This is a genomic window from Massilia agri (assembly GCF_024753255.1).
Lineage (GTDB): Bacteria > Pseudomonadota > Gammaproteobacteria > Burkholderiales > Burkholderiaceae_D > Telluria > Telluria agri.
In genome coordinates this window covers 15,531-32,920 of the sequence record NZ_JANUHA010000006.1, presented here as the reverse complement: position 1 = coordinate 32,920, position 17,390 = coordinate 15,531, and the positions used below count along the sequence as shown (strand labels likewise).

Here is a 17,390-nt window from a genome sequence, read left to right as displayed (position 1 = left end):
TTGACGATGATCTCGACAATAGCCGAAACGGGCTGCGCAAGACGCACACGCAAAAACGCCGCCCGGGATGGGGCGGCGTTTTCGGTCAGCGCACCAGCATTACTGGTTGTGCAGGAAGGTCTTGAGCTTGTCCGAACGCGAAGGCTGGCGCAGCTTGCTCATCGCCTTGGCTTCGATCTGGCGGATACGCTCGCGGGTCACGTCGAACTGCTTGCCGACCTCTTCCAGCGTGTGGTCGTTCGACATCTCGACGCCGTAGCGCATGCGCAGGACCTTGGCTTCGCGCGGGGTCAGCGAGTCCAGCACTTCCTTGATCACATTGCGCATCGAGGCGTGCAGCGCGGCGTCCAGCGGCGCCAGCGTGGTGTTGTCCTCGATGAAGTCGCCCAGCTGCGAATCGCCGTCCTCGCCCATCGGGGTTTCCATCGAAATCGGCTCTTTCGCGATCTTCATGATCTCGCGAACCTTGTTCTCCGGCATTTCCATCTTGGCCGCCAGGGTCGGCAGGTCCGGCTCGCTGCCGGTTTCCTGCATGATCTGGCGCGAGATGCGGTTCATCTTGTTGATGGTCTCGATCATGTGCACCGGCACGCGGATGGTACGGGCCATGTCCGCGATCGAGCGGGTGATGGCCTGGCGGATCCACCAGGTCGCGTAGGTCGAGAATTTATAACCACGACGGTACTCGAACTTGTCCACCGCCTTCAGCAGGCCGATATTGCCTTCCTGGATCAGGTCGAGGAACTGCAGGCCGCGATTGATGTACTTCTTCGCGATCGAGATCACCAGGCGCAGGTTGGCGACGGTCATTTCGCGCTTGGCCTGGCGGGCGCGCTTCTCGCCCGCCGCCATCTGCTTGTTGATGCGGCGCAGGTCGGCCAGCGGCAGCGCCACGCGCGCCTGCAGGTCGATCATGCGCTGCTGCAGCTCTTTAATTGCCGGCAGATTCCGGCCCAGCACCGCGCTGTACGGGTAGGCGCAGTCGACTTCGCGGTCGCCCCACGCAAGGTCGGTCTCGTTGCCTGGGAAGACCTTGATGAAGTGGGCGCGCGGCATGCCGCAGCGGTTCACGCAGATGTCCAGCACGGCGCGCTCGATCGAACGCACTTCGTCCATCTGGCCGCGCAGGGTGTCGCACAGCTTTTCCACGATCTTGGCGGTGAAGCGGATGCCCAGCAGCTCGTTCGAGATGATGGCTTGCGCCGCCTCGTACTCGTCCGAACCGTAGCCCTGGGTCTTGAAGGCGTGGCCCATGCGGTCGAACTGCTGCTCGATCAGGGCGAACTTCTCCAGCGCGCTCTTGCGCAGCTGGGCCAGCTGTTCGGTCGAGTAGCCGGCCGCGCCGCCGCCGACGGCGCCGTCTTCTTCCTCTTCCTCGACTTCCTCTTCCTCCTCGTCCTCATCCGAGGACGACGCGGTCGACGCGCTTGGCGCCGGCGCCGATTCGTTCAGGTCGACGAAACCGTCCACCACGTCGTCGATCTTCATCTCGTCGCTGGCGATCTTGTGCGACAGGGCGATGATTTCCGAGATCGTGGTCGGGCAGGCCGAGATCGCCTGCACCATGTCCTTCAGGCCCTCTTCGATGCGCTTGGCGATCTCGATCTCGCCTTCGCGGGTGAGCAAGGACACCGCGCCCATTTCACGCATGTACATGCGGACCGGGTCGGTGGTGCGGCCGAAGTCCGAGTCCACGGTCGACAACGCGGTGGCGGCGGCCGCTTCCACTTCGTCTTCGGTGGTGGCGGTCGGCACGTTATCGGACAGCAGCATCATTTCCGCTTCCGGGGCGCGCTCGTAGACGGCGATGCCCATGTCGTTGAAGGTCGCGATGATGCCTTCGATCGCTTCCGGATCGATGATGTTTTCCGGCAGCTGGTCGTTGATCTCGGCGTGGGTCAGGTAGCCGCGCTCCTTGCCCATATTGATCAGGTTCTTGATCTGCTGGCGGCGCTTTTCCAGTTCCGCTTCCGAGAAGCCGTTCTCGCCGCCCATCATGCCGGCCAGGCCCTTGGCCTTGCGCTCGCGCAGCTTCGAGGCCGCCTTCATTTCGGCGCGCTCGACCGCGTTCAGCGCCGCGACCTCGTCGTTTTCCGGCACGAATTCGCTCGGCTTGCGGCCGCGGCGGCCCGGGACCTTCACCTGCGGCAGCAGGTAGCCCGAGGTGTCGATCGCGGCCAGGGCGGCGGCATCGGTGGTGGCGCTGACGGCGCCCACGGCGGTCGGCGCTGCTGCCGGCGCCGAAGGATTGCCAACTGCGGCATTCGCATCGGTGCGGCGGGTGCGGGTGCGCACGGCCTTCGGCGCGGCCGGGGTCTCTTCAGCGGCGGCAACCGGAGCCGGTGCGACCGTGGCTTCCACTTGCGGGGCTTCGGCAGCGGCGGCTTTCAGGGCGGCCAGCTTCGAACCGCGCTTCTTCACGACGACGGTCGCGGCGGCGTTCGGCACGGCGGCGGTATAGTCCTCGAAAGCGGCAGGCTCGGCTTCGACGGCCGGCGCGGCGGCGAGCGGCGCTTCCACGGCCGGCGCTTCGACAGGCTCGGCCACGGCCGGCGTGTCCAGCACCGCTTCGTTCGCGGCGACGTCCACGTCGGCCGGCGACTGCCCGGCGTCCAGCGCGGCCTTGGCCGAGGCCAGGCGCGAACGGGTCTTCACCACCGTCACTTTGGCCGCCGCTTCCGTTTCGAGGAAGTAGGAGGTCGCGGTTTTCGGCACTGCCAGCTGGGCCGTTGCCTTGCTTGGGGCTTTCTTGGCGGTCAGTGTCAGTGTCTTGGCGGTGTTTTTCATAGTAAAACTCTCTCCAGTCGAGGCGGATGGCGCGCCTGCGAAGTCAATAATCCAGCGGGACCCGCGTACGGGTCCGGGTTCGGGAAGCGGAAGTGGCCCTAGCTGAGGGCGGACAGGCGGACTTCAAGCAGCTTTTCCCTGCGGCCGCGCATCGGGGAACAGGGGCGGCGCATGGTCTGGGAAGGGCTGGCGGTCAAAGTCAGGTTGTGCATGTCGGAACGAAAAAAAGCCCGTCGGCTGAAACGGGCTTGCATCTAGTGTTCAGGGAAGAACAACAGGAAAGGCGATATTATGCCGCATTGCAAGTTTTGGTGATAATTGAAATATCCGATAAGGGATATCACCAGACTGAATATGACGGCGATGTGACCGTTTCCGGCTTCCCGATGGGTCGTCACGATTGCGACGGCACAAGCCGAGCGCAAGGCAAGGGGCGGATCATACACGATTTCGTGGGTGCACGCGCATCGCAGGCGGCTCCTCGCTCCTCATTTTTATTGGAACAAGTACAATACGCCCCGCACTCGCGTACGGGCGCCGTGCTATCCTTCGCATTCCCGTTCTTATAATGAAGTCAATGAATACCATTTCCGCTGCCCAGCCGGCCGACACCAACGCTGCTGCCACTCCCGAAACTCCCGACACGCCACAGGCCCCGGCCGCCGCACCCGCTGCCACCGCGGCAGCTCCGGCCATGTCGGCGCGCGCGCTGCTCAAGCAGCTGCAGCAGGAGTTCCCGGCCTTCCGCGACTGCCTGCCGCTGGCGATCGGCATCGACAAGCAGCTGCTGGCACGCATGCCCGGCCTGGACCGCAAGACCATGCGCGCCGCGCTCGGCATCCACACGGGCTCGATGCGCTACCTGCGCGCCATGGAAAAGGCCAAGGTGCGCTTCGACCTCGACGGCGCCCCGGGCGCCGAAGTGACCGACACCCACCGCCAGCACGCCAAGGAACAGCTGCAGCAGCGCTTCAAGAAAGAAGCCGAGCGCAAGAAGGCCGAGCGCGACGCCGCCGCGGCCGAGGAAGCGGCCCGCCAGCGCCAGGAAAAGCTGCAGGCCCTCGCCAACAAGTTCTCGCGCCAGTGAGCGTAGCGGAGCCGCTGGGGGGCGAGCCGGACGACGGCCTGCCCCCCTACCCCGGCCTGGCGCTGGCCGACGTGCGCATCGTGCGCACGCCGCAGGACGCCGCCCGGGCCCTGGAGGCGCTGTCGCAGGCCGACGTGATCGGCTTCGACACCGAATCCAAGCCCACCTTCATGAAGGGCGAAGTCTCGACCGGGCCGCACCTGGTGCAGCTCGCGACCGACGAGCACGCCTACCTGTTCCAGATCGGCGCCAAGGCCGGCATCGCCACCGAGGCGCCGCATCTGCTCGACGTGCTGAAACCCGTGCTCGAGTCGGATGCCATCCTGAAGGTCGGCTTCGGCCTCGGCGACGACCTCAAGCGCCTGCGCGCCAAGCTCGGCATCGAGACGCGCAACGTGCTCGACCTGGCCACGGCCCTGCGCCGCCGCGGCGAGCGCAATACCCTCGGCGCCAAGACCGCCGTCGCCCGCTTCTTCGGACAGCACCTGCAGAAGTCGCGCCGCATCACCACCACCAACTGGGCCATGCCGCAGCTGAGCGAGAAGCAGGTGCTGTACGCGGCCGACGACGCCCACGTCTCGCTGCGCCTGTACCGCCACTGGCGCGCGCATCCGCCGGTCGAGGACAAGACGCCGCTGCCGCCGCGCAAGGCGTCGTAATCTAGGGATCATTGTAGGGTGGTCGGCTCTGCCGACCGCGCGTTCAACAAGCCTGAGAATGGACGATGCGCTAATTAGCATCGTGTATTTGAACGCGCGGTCGGGAGGACCCGCCTTTCGTGGCCCGGACCACCCTACCAGTGCACCGCAGCAAGACTAGCAGCCGCATCCGCGTTATCATCCAGGCATCGCCACTATCGGGTCGTTCGATGCCACATCCCCGCATGTTCGCCTTCGCGCTGCTCCTGGCCGCCGGCGCCGTCCAGGCGCAGGTGCTGCCCGCGCCCACGGTTCCCGACACCCTGGCCCAGCGCCTGCTGGCCTGCACCTCCTGCCATGCCCGGGTCGATGCGCGCGGCAACCCCGTCAACGACAGCTACTTCCCGCGCATCAGCGGCAAACCGGCCGGCTACCTCTACAACCAGCTGCGGAACTTCCGCGAAGGCCGGCGCCAGTATCCCCTGATGACCTACCTGGTCGAGCACCTTCCCGACGCCTACCTGCGCGAGATCGCTGGCCACTTCGCCGCCCAGCCGCCGCCGGCGCACGCGGCCCAGGCGGAGGGCCTCGCGCCGGCCGCGCTGGAGCGCGGCCGGCAGCTGGTCGTCAATGGCGACAGCGCGCGCAAGATCCCGGCCTGCGTCGCCTGTCACGGCGCGACGCTCACCGGCGTCGAGCCCGCGATCCCGGGCCTCGTCGGCCTGCCGCGCGACTACGTGAACGCCCAGTTCGGCGCCTGGCGCAACAAGGCGCGCCGAGCCCATGCCCCCGACTGCATGGCCGAGATCACGGCCAGGCTCTCGCTGGAAGACGTGAACGCCGTCTCCAGCTACCTGGCCAGCCAGCCCGTGCCGGCCGACCCCAGGCCCGTGGCGGCGACGTCGATCGCGCGTCCCTTACCCCTGACCTGCGGCAGCGTCCCGGAGCAGCCATGAAGAAGCTTACCCTGGCGTTTGCCGCTATCACGGCCGCGGCCATCGCCGCCGCCATCGCCTGGCCGCGTGCGGAACATGTCCCTGCCAGCTCACCGGCCGCCTGGGCGTCCACGCCGGATAACATCGCACGCGGCGCCTATCTCGCGCGCGCCGGCAACTGCGTGGCCTGCCACACGGTGCGCGGTGGCCCCGAATATGCCGGCGGCCGCGCCCTCGACACGCCATTCGGCCGCCTCTATGGCCCGAATCTCACGCCCGACATGGAGACCGGCATCGGCCGCTGGAGCGCCGACGACTTCTGGAACGCCCTGCACAACGGCATCGCCCGCGACGGCCGCCTGCTCTATCCCGCCTTCCCCTATACGAACTACACGAAGGTCTCGCGCGCCGACTCGGACGCCCTGTACGCGTTCTTCCGCAGCCTGGCGCCGCAGCGCCGTCCGAACCAGCCCCACGACCTCGACTTCCCCTACAACCAGCAGGCCCTGCTCGCCGGCTGGCGCCTGCTCTACTTCAAGCCGGCCGTGTTCGCGCCACAGAGCGCGCGCAGCGCGGAGTGGAACCGCGGCGCCTACCTGGTCGAGGGCCTCGGGCACTGCAGCGCGTGCCACAGCACCCGCAACCGCCTGGGCGCGAGCGGCGACGCGCTTTCGGGCGGCCTGATTCCGACCATCGGCTGGTATGCGCCTTCGCTCACCGCCAGCGGCGAAGCGGGACTGGGAGACTGGGACCAGGAACACATCGTGGCGCTGCTGCACACGGGCGTATCGCCGCGCGGCAGCGCGACCGGGCCGATGGCCGAGGTGGTGGCGCGCAGCCTGCAGCACCTGACGCAAAGCGACGTCGGCGCCATGGCGTCCTACCTGAAGTCGCTCCCGAGCGTCGATGCGCCGCCACCCGCGGATTTCGAGCCTGCGGGCGAGCAACTGCTGGCCGAGGGGCGGCGTCTCTACACCACGCACTGCGTCGACTGCCATGGCGCGGACGGCAAGGGCAAGGCGCCAGCCTATCCGCCCCTCGCGGGCAACCGCGCGGTGACCTTGACACCGGCCGTGAACGCGATCCGCATGATCCTGAATGGCGGCTTTCCGCCCGGGACGACAGGCAATCCGCGCCCCTACGGCATGCCGCCCTACGGCCACGAGCTGAACGACGCCCAGGTCGCGGCCGTGCTGAGCTACGTGCGCGCCAGCTGGGGCAATGCGGCGCCGCCGGTTACTACCCCGGAAGTCAACCGCTGGCGCAGCGTGCCGCTCGACTGAGCCGGCTTCCCATTACGAGGGAGAGTGACATGGCGTACATCGATTGCTTCCTGGCGCCGGTCCCGCGCGCCAACCGGGCCGCGTACGAAGCGCTGGCCCGGGTGTCCTGGGAGGTCCTGAAGGACCACGGCGCGCTCGTCGTCACCGAATGCTGGCTGGACGAGAGCGGCCCCGATGCCGCGACCTACCACGGCGCGGATGCGCGCCAGGCCAGCGACGCCTACGCCACCTTCATCGGCGCGGCCGGCGCCAAGGAAGACGAGACCGTCGTGCTGTCCTGGGTCGAATGGCCGGACAAGGCCACGCGCGACGCCGGCATGGACAAGGTCACGGCGGACCCGCGCATGCAGTTCGGCGACGGCCCCATGATCTTCGACGGCGCCCGCCTGGTCGCGGGCGGCTTCCTGCCGATGCTGCGGCGGACGGCGCCCGCCTAGGCCGTGCGCACAAGGATCCTGGCGCCCCGGCGCCAGTCGGCGACGCCTGAGAGAGAAATTGCATTGACTTTCCATTCATTTTATTCTTTAATTTCTGCATTGACAGAAATTAGTGAAGAAAATGAAGCTCAGTCCAACCGCACAGAAGTTCGTCCTGCACTGGGGCGAGATGGGCACCCGCTGGGGCGTGAACCGCACCGTGGCGCAGATCCACGCGCTGCTCTACCTGGCCGAGCGCCCCCTGAGCGCCGACGACATCGTCGAGACACTGGGCGTGGCGCGCTCCAACGTCAGCAACAGCCTCAAGGAGCTGCAAAGCTGGAAGCTGGTGCGCGTGACCCACGTGCTCGGCGACCGGCGCGACCACTTCACGGCCCTGCAGGACGTCTGGGAAATCTTCCGCGTCATCCTGGAAGAGCGCAAGCGCCGCGAGATCGACCCGACCCTGAGCCTGCTGCGCGAGTGCGCCATCGAGGGCTCGCAGGACGAGGAGCTTCCGGCTGAGACCCTGGCGCGCATGCAGACCGTGCTCGACTTCCTCGAACTCTTCAGCGCGACCTTCGAGGATTACCAGCGCCTGCCGCCGCAAACCCTGCAGAAGATGCTCAAGATGGGCGGCAAGGTGGCGCGCTTCCTGCCCGGCACGAAGGAACGTGCATGAACGCCGAACTCACCCTCTACTACGACGGCCGCTGCCCCTTCTGCGCCACCGAGATGGCGCGCCTGCAGTCCTGGAACCGCGCCGGGCGCCTGGCTTTCGTCGACATCGCCGCGGACGGCTTCGACCCGCTTCCGCTCGGCCTCGACATGGCGGCGCTCAACCGCGAATCGCATGCCCGCACGGCGGACGGCGCCCTGCTGGTCGGCATCGACAGCCTGCTGGCCGCCTATACCCTCGTCGGCCGGGCCTGGCTGGTATGGCCCTTGCGCGTGCGCTTCCTGCGTCCTTTCCTGGGATTGGCCTACCGCAGCTTCGCCCGCCACCGCTACACGATGTCGCGCTGGCTCGGCTACCGCCTGCCCCCGCGCTGCGAGGATGGCGCCTGCGCGCTGAAGCACCCGTTTGCAAAATAAGCCCTGGAGAAGACCGTGAACAATGACGTCGTGCGCACCTGGATGATCCGCTGGCTGCTGGCGCTCGCCGCTTTCCACGTGCTGGTGGGCGGCCTGCTGCCCTGGATCGCCTCGAGCGAGGCCTTCGACCTCTACCACGCCGGCGTCACGGGCGCCTTCTGGCCGGCCGATGCGCCGGGCCAGGCGCGCCGGATGCAGGCTTGGTGGCTGTCGCTGTTCGGGCCCACGGTGCTGCTGATGGCCCTGTGGATGATCGCCCTGATCCACCTGGCCGACCGCTTGCGCCAGGCGCGCATCTGGCTGTGGCTGGCCGCTGGCCTGTTGCTGTGGGCGCCGCAGGACATGCTGGTGTCGCTGCGCGCCGGCTACTGGCCGCACGTGTGGATCGACCTGCTGGCCCTCGCCGCCATGCTGCCGCCGCTGCTCTGGCTGTGGCGCCACGACCGCGCCGCGGCGCTTGCCGGGAAGCAGGCATGAACACCCACCTGCTCGCGCTGCAGCTGATGGCCCTGCAGGGCTGCCTCGGCGCCTTCGATACCCTGTACCACCACGAGTTCAACGAAGCCCTGCCCCAGCGCACCGGCGCCCGCCGCGAACTCGGCATCCATGCGCTGCGCGCGGCCATCTACGGCCTGCTCTTCGTCGGCCTGGCCTGCTGGGAGTGGCACGGCCTGTGGGCCTGGGTGCTGGCGGGCGCCTTCACGGTCGAGATCGGGCTCACCCTGTGGGACTTCGTGGTGGAGGACCGCAGCCGGCTGCTGCCGGCCAGCGAACGGGTCACCCATACCATCCTCGCGATCAACGGCGGCGCCTTCATCGCCCTGCTGGCCTTGCTGCTGCCCGGCTGGGCGGCGCAGCCGACGGCGTTCGCCTGGAACCCGCAGGGCTGGCTGAGCGCCTTCCTGGTGCTGTGCGGGGCCGGTGTTGCCTTGTCCGGCCTGCGCGACCTGCTCGCCATGCGCCGAATGAAGCGCGTGGTCGCATCGCCGGTCTTTTTCGACGAGACGAAACGCACGGTGCTCGTCACCGGCGCCACCGGCTTCGTCGGCCAGCACCTGGTGCGCGCCCTGCTGGCCGACGGCCATGCGGTGATCGCCCTCAGCCGCCAGCCCAGGCAGGCCGCCTGGCTGTTCGACGGCCGGGTGCGTTGCGTCGCCGCGCTGGACGAACTGCCGGCCAGCACGCAGGTCGACGTGGTGGTGAACCTGGCCGGCGCCCGCATCCTCGGCCCGCGCTGGACCGAAGGACGCAAGGCGGCGCTGCGCCGCAGCCGCGTCGAGCTGACGCGCGCGCTGGCCGACTGGATCGGCAAGGCAGAGCACAAACCCTTCCTGTTGCTGTCGGCTTCCGCGATCGGCTACTACGGCATCCAGCGCATCGGCGACGACACGCCGCTGGGCGAGGACTCCCCGCCCCAGCCCATGTTCATGTCGGACCTGTGCCGCGAATGGGAAGAAGCCGCCTGCGCCGCCGCGCGCCACGGCACGCGGGTGGAGTGCATGCGCTTCGGCCTGGTGCTGGGCATGGGCGGCGCCCTGCCGATGATGCTGCTGCCCATCCTGCTGGGCCTTGGCGGACGGCTGGGCAGCGGCCGGCAGTGGCTGTCGTGGATCCACGTGGACGACGTGGTGCGCGGCATGGCCCACCGCTGGCAGCGCGCGCGCAAGGGGATCGATCAGGAACTGACGGGCGCAAGTAATTTCACCGCGCCCGAGGGCGTCACCCAGGCACGCTTCAGCGAAACTGCCGCGCGCGTCTGGCGACGCCCCAGTTTCATGCCGACGCCGGGATGGCCGATGCGTGCCGCTTTGGGCGAGCAATCGGATCTGCTGCTCGAAGGCCAGCGCGTGGCGCCTGCCAGGCTGCAAGGGGAAGGTTATGTCTTCCGCTATCCCCGCCTGGAAGACGCGCTGCGCAGCCTGAAGTGACGCGGCCTACTGGCGCAGGATCTTTTCCAGCGCCTTGCCCTTGGCCAGTTCGTCGACCAGCTTGTCGAGGTAGCGGATATTGCGCATCAGCGGATCCTCGACCTCCTCCACCCGCACGCCGCAGACCAGGCCCGTGATCAGGGTGCGGTTCGGATGCATGCGGGGCGCCTCGGCGAAGAAGGTGCGCAAGTCGGCCTGCGCATCCAGCTGGCGCTGCAGGCCGGTTTCGTCATAACCGGTCAGCCAGCGGATGACCTGGTCGAGCTCCGCGCGCGACCGCCCCTTGCGCTCGGCCTTCTGCACGTACATCGGATAGATTTTTGAGAACGGCGTGCTGAAGATGCGGTGTTCCATCACGCTCTCCTTCCAGTGTCAGACCATGTCGGCGAACCCGACGCGGTCGGTGGTGGCATGACGCGCGTCCTCGACGCGCACCTTGTGCGCCGCCAGCAGCTGCTCGAGCGCCGCGTTCATCGTGTGGCAGCCCGGATCGCGGCCCAGGTTCATGTGAGCGCGAATCGCCCCCACGTCGCCGGTCTCGATCATGCGCATCACGGCGCTGCTGGGGACCAGGCATTCGGTGGCCAGGTGGTAGCGGTTGCCTTCGCTCGACGGCAGCAGGGCCTGGCACAGCACGCCGCGCAGGGCATGCGCCAGCGCCTGGGCCTGGGCTTCCGAATTGCCCAGCAGGCGCAGCATCTTCTGCAGGCCGAGTTCCGTCGAGCGCGCGTGCAGGGTCGCGAACACCAGCGGGCCGGATTCGGCCAGGGCCAGCGCCTCCTGGGCCGTCTCGGCGTCGCGGATCTCGCCGATCACGATCACGTCCGGGCGCTCGCGCAGCGCGTCCAGGGCGCCAAGGTAGTAGCTTTCCACGTCGGCGTCCACCCCCACTTCGCGCTGGGTGATGATGCACTTGCGCTGGGGAATCAGGGTTTCGACCGGGTCTTCGATGGTGATGATGTGGCCCGAGCGCTGCTTGTTGATCTCGTCGATCATCGAGGCGATCGTGGTCGACTTGCCTTGACACGTGTCCCCGATGATCAGCACGAGGCCGCTCGAGAGGCGCGCGAATTCCTGCTCGTCCGGCCACAGGCCGAGTTCGGACAGCGCGATCGGCTCCTTCGGGAAGCGGCGGATCACGCAGCCCAGACGCTTCTTGCCCTGGAAGCTGAAGCAGTTGGCGCGGATGCGCGCCGTGTGCAGGTCGATCGAGCGATCGAAGGCCCGCACGGCGATGCGCTCGGCCCAGTTCGGCTCGATGACGTCGAAGAATTCTTCCAGCTCTTCCTTGGTGATCGGCGAATCCGTGACCGCCACCAGGCCTTTCGGCTGGCGCAGCATCAGCGGGCTGTTCTGGTGGATGATGATGTCCGAGAACACCAGGCGGGAATTCAGCAGGTGCAGGATCTGCTCGACCAGGGTCCCGAATACCGGGTGGTCTTCGTTCTCGATATACGACAGGGTGGGGATCTGCGAGGACTGGTGGTATTCCATCTGGCCGGCACGTGGTTAAAGGTTAGACAGTGCCGGACATTATAAAACCATGCCTCGCCGAAAGATTGCAAAACTGAAAGAAAAATGTTCAGCGTGTTAATGTCGCAACGATACGGTCGCCGAAGATCGTGACAGCCACGCCCAGGGCGACGATGCAGGCCCCCGCCACCCGCACGTTCGACACCTTTCTCACCGCCATATTGATCAGGCCAAAGTGGTCGATCGCCATCGAGGTGAGCAGCTGGCCCGCGATCACCAGCACGATCAGGCTCAGCAGGCCAATGCGCGGCGCCAGGAACACGGTGCCGAAGACAAACGCCGCACCCAGGAAGCCGCCGGCGAACTTCCAGACCGGCTGGCCGGCCAGGGCCGCGAAGGTCGGGCCGAGGCCGCCCCGCGAGAGCGCCACGCCGCCCAGCACGATGGTCCCGCAGGCAAAGGAAACAAAGGCCGCGACCACGGAATTGGCGCCGATCGAGGACGCCAGCTGGGTGTTCACGGCCGCCTGGATCGACATGGCCATGCCGACGCAAAAGGCCATCAGGAGGAAAATCAGGTTCATCGCTAGCTCCACCCGGCTTCATGCCGGAGCAAAAAGCGCACGATTCTAGTGCAATCCGGGCGTTCGGGATAGCCATGCGGGACGCATGGCCGGGCGACAGCCTGTCCGCTCGATGCGCATTCCAGTCCCAGACGTGTGCAATTCGTCGCATTCGGCATACGGCGAACCCGGCATTTCCCTAGGATGAGGCCATCGACACTCACCATCCAAGGAGACCACCATGAACAAGACCTCCCGCCCGCTCTTCCGCACCCTCCTGGTCCCGGCCGCCCTGGCCGCCGCCCTCGCCTGCGCCGCCGCACCCTCGATGGCCGGCGGCTGGCCCTGGGGTGGCGAACAGGTCCAGGGCAACGGCAGCATCAAGCGCCAGGCGCGCCAGGTCTCGCACTTCACCGGCCTGGCCCTGGAAGTGCCGGGCAAGCTGGAACTGCGCATGGGCGACAGCGAAGGCGTGAGCATCGAGACCGATGACAATGTGCTGCCGCTGATCGAGACCGTGGTCGAGAACGGCACGCTGAAGATCCGCCCCAGCAAGCGCAACCTGAACCTGAAGACCAAGAACCTGAAGATCGTGGTCAACGCGCGCCAGATCGAGCGCCTGGCGCTGGGCGGCTCCGGCTCCATCGATGCCGACGCCCTGCGCGCGCCGCGCCTGAACATCGACCTGGGCGGCTCGGGCGACATCCAGGTGCGCGGCCTGGAAAGCGATACCGTCGCGGTGAACCTGGGCGGCAGCGGCGACTTCAAGGCCGGCGAAGGCCGCGCGCGCAAGCTGTCGGTCTCGATCGGCGGCTCGGGCACCGTGGACATGGGCCGCGTGCAGTCGGACAGCGCGAGCGTGAGCGTGGCCGGTTCCGGCGAAGCGACGGTGTGGGCGAAGAGTGAGCTGAGCATGACGATCGCCGGCTCGGGCGACGTCAACTATTATGGCGACCCGCGCCTGAGCAAGTCGATCGTGGGTTCGGGAGATGCGCGCCGGATCGCGGCCGCGCCGCGCTGATCGCGTTTTGTCTGGTGGCCGGCCGCGCCGGCCGCCTAGCGGTCAATGGCCGGAATGGGCGCTGTAGGTCAGCGGACGCACCGGCGCCGTCACCTTCACATCCTGCTTCTTCCCGCCCGCATCCTGCACGGTCAGGGTGATGGCGACATTCTCCCCTTCCTTCACCTGGCGCTTCAGGTCGAACAGCATCACGTGGTAGCCGCCGCTGGCGAGATTGACCGGTTTCCCTGCGGGCAGCTCGATCGCCTCGACCCGGCGCATGCGCATCGTCTGGCCATCCATCGCCATCTCGTGCAGCTCGGCGCGGCCGGCCACGTCGGCCTGCACGCCGACCAGGCGCGCAGGCAGGGCGGAATGGACGCGCATGAAGGCGCCGGTCACCTTCTGGGCAGGCACGGTGGCGCGCACCCAGGGCTCGGAAACGCTGACCTGGGCGAACGCGGCGCTGGACAACAGGCTGCCGGCGATGAGGGCGAAAAGCTGACGTTTCATGGCGTGCAATAAGTAATGAAGTGAAGGGAAATTATAGCTTCACGGCGCGCCGCGCAGGTATTCGCGCTCGATCAGCACGGTGTCGACGCCGTCGGTCAGCCACACCTGGCCGTCCTGGATCGTGCACTGCAGCTGCATATTGCGCTTGGCCATGCGCTCGAGCTGGACGCTGGCCTCGTTCGGGATGTTCACCACCGAGACGTTCTTCGCACGGTCGATGCCCTTGGCCAGGCCCTTGAACCAGATGTCGCTGGTCGAGCTGTAGCTGTACACGACGACTTTTTCCGAGCGGCCGGCGGCCTTGAGCAGGCGTTTCTCGTCCGGCTGGCCGACCTCGATCCACAGCTGAATCGCGCCGGTCAGGTCCTTCAGCCACATGGCCGGTTCCTCGACGTCGAACAGGTCCTTGGTGAAGGCCAGGGCCGGGTCGGCGTGCAGGGCGAAGGCCAGAACGCGGATCATCACGCGCTCGTCGGTTTCGGACGGGTGGCGCGCGATGGTGAGGCTGTGGTCGCCGTAATAGTTGCGGTCCATGTCGGCGATCGACAGGTCGGCTTTGTAGATGGTTGCTTTGAGCGCCATGCGGGTTCTCGTACGGGTGCGATGCGGATGGATAAACAGGGGACAGCCCGCTATTGTCGCATGCGGCGCGCGGCGAGTGGACGGAAACGGTATAGTCACGTTGCCAAAACACTCCCGGAGACCACAATGACCAATGCATTCCCGCCGAACCAGCAATTCCGCCTCGCCGCCCGCCCCCAGGGCATGCCGCGCAGCGAAGACTGGGACTTCCATGAAGAAGCCGTGGGCGAAGCGCCCGAAGGCGGCATCGTCGTCAAGGTGCTCTACCTGTCGCTCGACCCGGCCATGCGCGGCTGGATGAACGAGGGCAAGTCCTACATCCGCCCGGTGGCGATCGGCGAAGTCATGCGCGCCGGCGGCCTCGGCATCGTGGTGGCCTCGAAGTCGCCGCGCTTCCAGGAAGGCGACTACGTGGCCGGCGGCACCGGCGTGCAGCGCTACTGGGTCGGCCAGGCCGACGACAAGACCGCCGCCTTCACGAAGGTCGACCCGGCTGCCGCCCCCCTGACGGCCTGGCTGAACACCCTCGGCATGCCCGGCATGACGGCCTTCTTCGGCCTGCGCGAAGTCGGCCAGCCCAAGCCTGGTGAAACCGTGGTGGTCTCCGGCGCGGCCGGCGCGGTCGGCATGACGGTGGGCCAGGTGGCGAAGAAGATGGGCTGCCGCGTGGTCGGCATCGCCGGCGGCGCGGACAAATGCCGCTTCGTGGTCGAGGAACTCGGCTTCGACGCCTGCATCGACTACAAGGCGGGCGCCGTGCATGCGGGCCTGAAGGAACACTGCCCGCAGGGCGTGGACGTCTATTTCGACAACGTCGGCGGCGAGATCCTGGACGCGGTCCTCACCCGCATCAACATGAAGGCGCGCATCGTCATTTGCGGCGCCATCTCGCAGTACAACGCCACCAGCCAGGTCAAGGGGCCGGCCAACTACCTGTCGCTGCTGGTGAACCGTGCGCGCATGGAAGGCATGGTCGTGTTCGACTACGCGCCACGCTATGCCGAGGGCGTCGCGACGCTGGCCGGCTGGATGCGCGAAGGCAGCGTCAAGAGCATCGAGTACGTGACCGAAGGCTTCGAGCGCTTCCCGGAAGCGCTCCTGATGCTCTTCGAGGGCAAGAACCTCGGCAAGCTGGTGCTGAAGGTGGCCGACGCCTGATCGGCCCCCACAAGGTGGCGCGCTGTTGACCCGCGCCACCACCTCGTCTTCTTCCGGGAACTTCCCCTCGATGCGAAGGTCTACGCGGTTTATGCGCTTGCGCCTTCCGCTCCTTCACGCTTCATCATGAGGTGACCATGGTTTCCCCCCGCCCCCGCAGCACTCCTGCCGACGTCGAACGGCGCTAGCGGGAGGCGTCGTGCATCACTTCCACGCCCCACCCCAGCCCGACGTCCCGGGCGGCATCCTGGCCCAGCTGCGCGCCGACCACGCCCGCGTGCGCGCCCTCTTCCACGCCTTCGCCATGCTCGATCCCGCGGAGGAAGAAGAACGCGAGCGCCTGGTCGACGAACTATGCCAGGAACTGCTGCTGCACGCCATGCTCGAGGAAGAGCTGTTCTACCCGGCGCTGCGCGCGCTGGTGGACGACAGCCTGCTCGAGGACGCGGCGCTGGAGCACGACAGCGCCCACGAACTCGTCGACCAGCTCGAGACCCTGTTCCCCGGCGACGACTATTTCGACGCCACGGTCGCGGTGCTGGCCGAGGAAGTCGCCCATCACGTCGCGCGCGAGGAAACCCTGCTGTTCCCGGTGCTGGCGCGGGCCGGCCTGGACGACGCCCTGCTGGGCGAACGCCTGCGCGCGCGCCGCCTGGAACTCGAAGCCGGCCTGGCGGCCGCGCCGCAGGACATCGACGGCATGGAGCCGCGCGGCCTTGCGCCCACCCTCCGCGGCGCGCGCGAACGGCGCACGCGCCCGCGCTAGTCGCATGCGAACGGAACTAAGCCCCAAGTCCCGCCTCTAAACGGCACGAGCGCATCCATAAGGCGCTCGCGGGTTCCACTTCGACAGCACCAGGGCAGACAAGGAGAACGACATGGCGACAAGCAAAGACAGCGGCAAGAGCAGCCAGGGAGGCAATGGCTCCGGCAGCGCGCAGAAGAGCGGCGGCCAGGCGCCGGCCAAGCGCGGTTTCGCGGCGATGGACCAGAACCAGCAGCGCGAGATCGCCAGCAAGGGCGGACAGGCGGCACACCAGAAAGGCACGGCGCACGAATTCGATTCCGAGGAAGCGCGCCGCGCCGGGCAAAAGGGCGGCGAAGCAGTGAGCCGCAACCGCGCCCACATGGCCGACATCGGCCGCAAGGGCGGCGAAAGCCGGCAGTCGGCCCAGCGGGCCGCCGCAGCCGCCAAGAATGCCGGCAACCGCCAGGGCGAAAAGGAAGGTTGATCGTTTGCTTTTCGTAGGGTGGGCGGGAAACCCGCCCACCCTACCAAAGCAAAGCCACACCACCGCCGCACTGTGCTACATTTGCGGCCCCATGCACAAGCTCCCCTACCTCAGCGGCTATCCCGACAACCTGCGCAGCCAGGTCCTGCAACTGGTCGACGCCGGCCGGCTCGGCGAGGTCCTGCTGCAGCGCTATCCCGAGGCCCACGGCATCCGCACCGACCGCGCCCTGTACGACTACGTGCAGGAGCTGAAGATCGACTACCTGCGCCAGGCGGCGCCGGTCGCCAAGGTCGCCTACGACAGCAAGATCCACGTGATGCAGCACGCGCTCGGCCTGCATACGGCCATTTCGCGGGTGCAGGGCAGCCGCCTGAAGGCCAAGCACGAGATCCGCATCGCCAACGTGTTTCGCGACGGTCCCCTGCCCTTCCTGCGCATGATCGCCGTGCACGAACTGGCGCACCTGAAGGAGAAGGAACACGACAAGGCCTTCTACAAGCTGTGCTGCTGGATGGAGCCGGATTACCACCAGCTCGAATTCGACCTGCGCCTCTACCTCACCTGGCTGGACCTGGGCGGGCGCCGCCTGTGGGGTGCGGACAACGAAGGCGCCCCACCCGTTGCCGTCTAACAACAATGATTGTCACATTGTTTCGTTGCTGTACGTAAAGATCTCGACTTTGGCAGTTGCGTTCGGT

Annotated in this window: 21 protein-coding genes; 15 read left to right on the top strand and 6 right to left on the bottom strand. The window is 67.3% G+C overall.

Annotation, left to right across the window (positions count from 1 at the left end):
• Positions 1-99: 99 nt before the first annotated feature.
• Positions 100-2,787 carry an RNA polymerase sigma factor RpoD gene (rpoD, locus tag NX780_RS10460; RefSeq protein ID WP_258827809.1) on the bottom strand — a complete coding sequence of 896 codons (2,688 nt, stop codon included), beginning with the start codon at positions 2,785-2,787 and terminating at the stop codon, positions 100-102.
• A gap of 92 nt (positions 2,788-2,879) precedes the next feature.
• On the opposite strand from rpoD, the gene NX780_RS10455 reads away from it, so the two are divergent.
• The 10 genes from NX780_RS10455 to NX780_RS10415 all read left to right on the top strand — a co-directional run bounded on the left by NX780_RS10455 (position 2,880) and on the right by NX780_RS10415 (position 10,169).
• Positions 2,880-3,356 (top strand): hypothetical protein, encoded by a 477-nt coding sequence (locus NX780_RS10455; RefSeq protein WP_258827808.1) that lies wholly within the window; start codon positions 2,880-2,882, stop codon positions 3,354-3,356.
• A gap of 8 nt (positions 3,357-3,364) precedes the next feature.
• Positions 3,365-3,874: a ProQ/FINO family protein gene (locus tag NX780_RS10450; RefSeq protein WP_258827807.1), complete on the top strand. Its 510-nt coding sequence runs from the start codon at positions 3,365-3,367 to the stop codon at positions 3,872-3,874.
• Complete coding sequence (locus NX780_RS10445; protein WP_258827806.1) at positions 3,871-4,533, top strand: 3'-5' exonuclease; 663 nt, start codon at positions 3,871-3,873, stop codon at positions 4,531-4,533. Before NX780_RS10450 ends, NX780_RS10445 begins: the two co-directional genes overlap by 4 nt.
• Before the next feature lie 209 nt (positions 4,534-4,742).
• The gene (locus NX780_RS10440; protein ID WP_258827805.1) at positions 4,743-5,468 is read left to right on the top strand and encodes a c-type cytochrome; all 726 of its coding nucleotides are present in this window, start codon (positions 4,743-4,745) and stop codon (positions 5,466-5,468) included.
• Positions 5,465-6,730 (top strand): cytochrome c, encoded by a 1,266-nt coding sequence (locus NX780_RS10435; protein ID WP_258827804.1) that lies wholly within the window; start codon positions 5,465-5,467, stop codon positions 6,728-6,730. The genes NX780_RS10440 and NX780_RS10435 overlap by 4 nt, the downstream gene beginning before the upstream one ends.
• 29 nt (positions 6,731-6,759) lie before the next feature.
• Complete coding sequence (locus NX780_RS10430; RefSeq protein ID WP_258827803.1) at positions 6,760-7,167, top strand: DUF1428 domain-containing protein; 408 nt, start codon at positions 6,760-6,762, stop codon at positions 7,165-7,167.
• 121 nt (positions 7,168-7,288) lie between these two features.
• Positions 7,289-7,828, top strand: a complete 540-nt coding sequence (locus NX780_RS10425; protein ID WP_258827802.1) for a GbsR/MarR family transcriptional regulator — start codon at positions 7,289-7,291, stop codon at positions 7,826-7,828.
• On the top strand, positions 7,825-8,241 hold the full coding sequence (locus NX780_RS25205; RefSeq protein ID WP_307732758.1) for a thiol-disulfide oxidoreductase DCC family protein: 417 nt from the start codon (positions 7,825-7,827) through the stop codon (positions 8,239-8,241). The genes NX780_RS10425 and NX780_RS25205 overlap by 4 nt, the downstream gene beginning before the upstream one ends.
• A 15-nt stretch (positions 8,242-8,256) precedes the next feature.
• On the top strand, positions 8,257-8,718 hold the full coding sequence (locus NX780_RS25200; protein WP_370663596.1) for a cell division protein: 462 nt from the start codon (positions 8,257-8,259) through the stop codon (positions 8,716-8,718).
• Entirely contained in the window at positions 8,715-10,169 is a 1,455-nt protein-coding gene (locus tag NX780_RS10415; RefSeq protein ID WP_258827801.1) for a TIGR01777 family oxidoreductase, read from the top strand. The genes NX780_RS25200 and NX780_RS10415 overlap by 4 nt, the downstream gene beginning before the upstream one ends.
• Positions 10,170-10,175: 6 nt before the next feature.
• Here the strand turns inward: NX780_RS10415 and NX780_RS10410 are convergent, their stop codons facing one another.
• The 3 genes from NX780_RS10410 to NX780_RS10400 all read right to left on the bottom strand — a co-directional run bounded on the left by NX780_RS10410 (position 10,176) and on the right by NX780_RS10400 (position 12,225).
• Complete coding sequence (locus tag NX780_RS10410) at positions 10,176-10,523, bottom strand: DUF2200 domain-containing protein (RefSeq protein WP_258827800.1); 348 nt, start codon at positions 10,521-10,523, stop codon at positions 10,176-10,178.
• 18 nt (positions 10,524-10,541) lie between these two features.
• Entirely contained in the window at positions 10,542-11,663 is a 1,122-nt protein-coding gene (locus NX780_RS10405) for a type IV pilus twitching motility protein PilT (RefSeq protein WP_258827799.1), read from the bottom strand.
• 88 nt (positions 11,664-11,751) lie between these two features.
• On the bottom strand, positions 11,752-12,225 hold the full coding sequence (locus NX780_RS10400; protein WP_258827798.1) for a DMT family transporter: 474 nt from the start codon (positions 12,223-12,225) through the stop codon (positions 11,752-11,754).
• Between the two features lie 220 nt (positions 12,226-12,445).
• On the opposite strand from NX780_RS10400, the gene NX780_RS10395 reads away from it, so the two are divergent.
• The gene (locus NX780_RS10395; protein WP_258827797.1) at positions 12,446-13,225 is read left to right on the top strand and encodes a head GIN domain-containing protein; all 780 of its coding nucleotides are present in this window, start codon (positions 12,446-12,448) and stop codon (positions 13,223-13,225) included.
• Between the two features lie 42 nt (positions 13,226-13,267).
• Here the strand turns inward: NX780_RS10395 and NX780_RS10390 are convergent, their stop codons facing one another.
• A complete protein-coding gene (locus NX780_RS10390; protein ID WP_258827796.1) occupies positions 13,268-13,717 on the bottom strand; it encodes a copper chaperone PCu(A)C in 450 nt (149 codons plus the stop codon).
• Positions 13,718-13,756: 39 nt separating this feature from the next.
• On the bottom strand, positions 13,757-14,299 hold the full coding sequence (locus NX780_RS10385; RefSeq protein WP_258827795.1) for a YaeQ family protein: 543 nt from the start codon (positions 14,297-14,299) through the stop codon (positions 13,757-13,759).
• Between the two features lie 126 nt (positions 14,300-14,425).
• Between NX780_RS10385 and NX780_RS10380 the strand changes: the two genes are divergently transcribed.
• The 4 genes from NX780_RS10380 to NX780_RS10365 all read left to right on the top strand — a co-directional run bounded on the left by NX780_RS10380 (position 14,426) and on the right by NX780_RS10365 (position 17,323).
• Positions 14,426-15,457: an NADP-dependent oxidoreductase gene (locus NX780_RS10380; protein WP_258827794.1), complete on the top strand. Its 1,032-nt coding sequence runs from the start codon at positions 14,426-14,428 to the stop codon at positions 15,455-15,457.
• 199 nt (positions 15,458-15,656) lie between these two features.
• Positions 15,657-16,223, top strand: a complete 567-nt coding sequence (locus NX780_RS10375; protein ID WP_258827793.1) for a hemerythrin domain-containing protein — start codon at positions 15,657-15,659, stop codon at positions 16,221-16,223.
• Between the two features lie 112 nt (positions 16,224-16,335).
• On the top strand, positions 16,336-16,689 hold the full coding sequence (locus tag NX780_RS10370; RefSeq protein WP_258827792.1) for a KGG domain-containing protein: 354 nt from the start codon (positions 16,336-16,338) through the stop codon (positions 16,687-16,689).
• Between the two features lie 91 nt (positions 16,690-16,780).
• Positions 16,781-17,323 carry a M48 family metallopeptidase gene (locus NX780_RS10365; protein WP_258827791.1) on the top strand — a complete coding sequence of 181 codons (543 nt, stop codon included), beginning with the start codon at positions 16,781-16,783 and terminating at the stop codon, positions 17,321-17,323.
• The last annotated feature ends 67 nt before the right edge of the window (positions 17,324-17,390 follow it).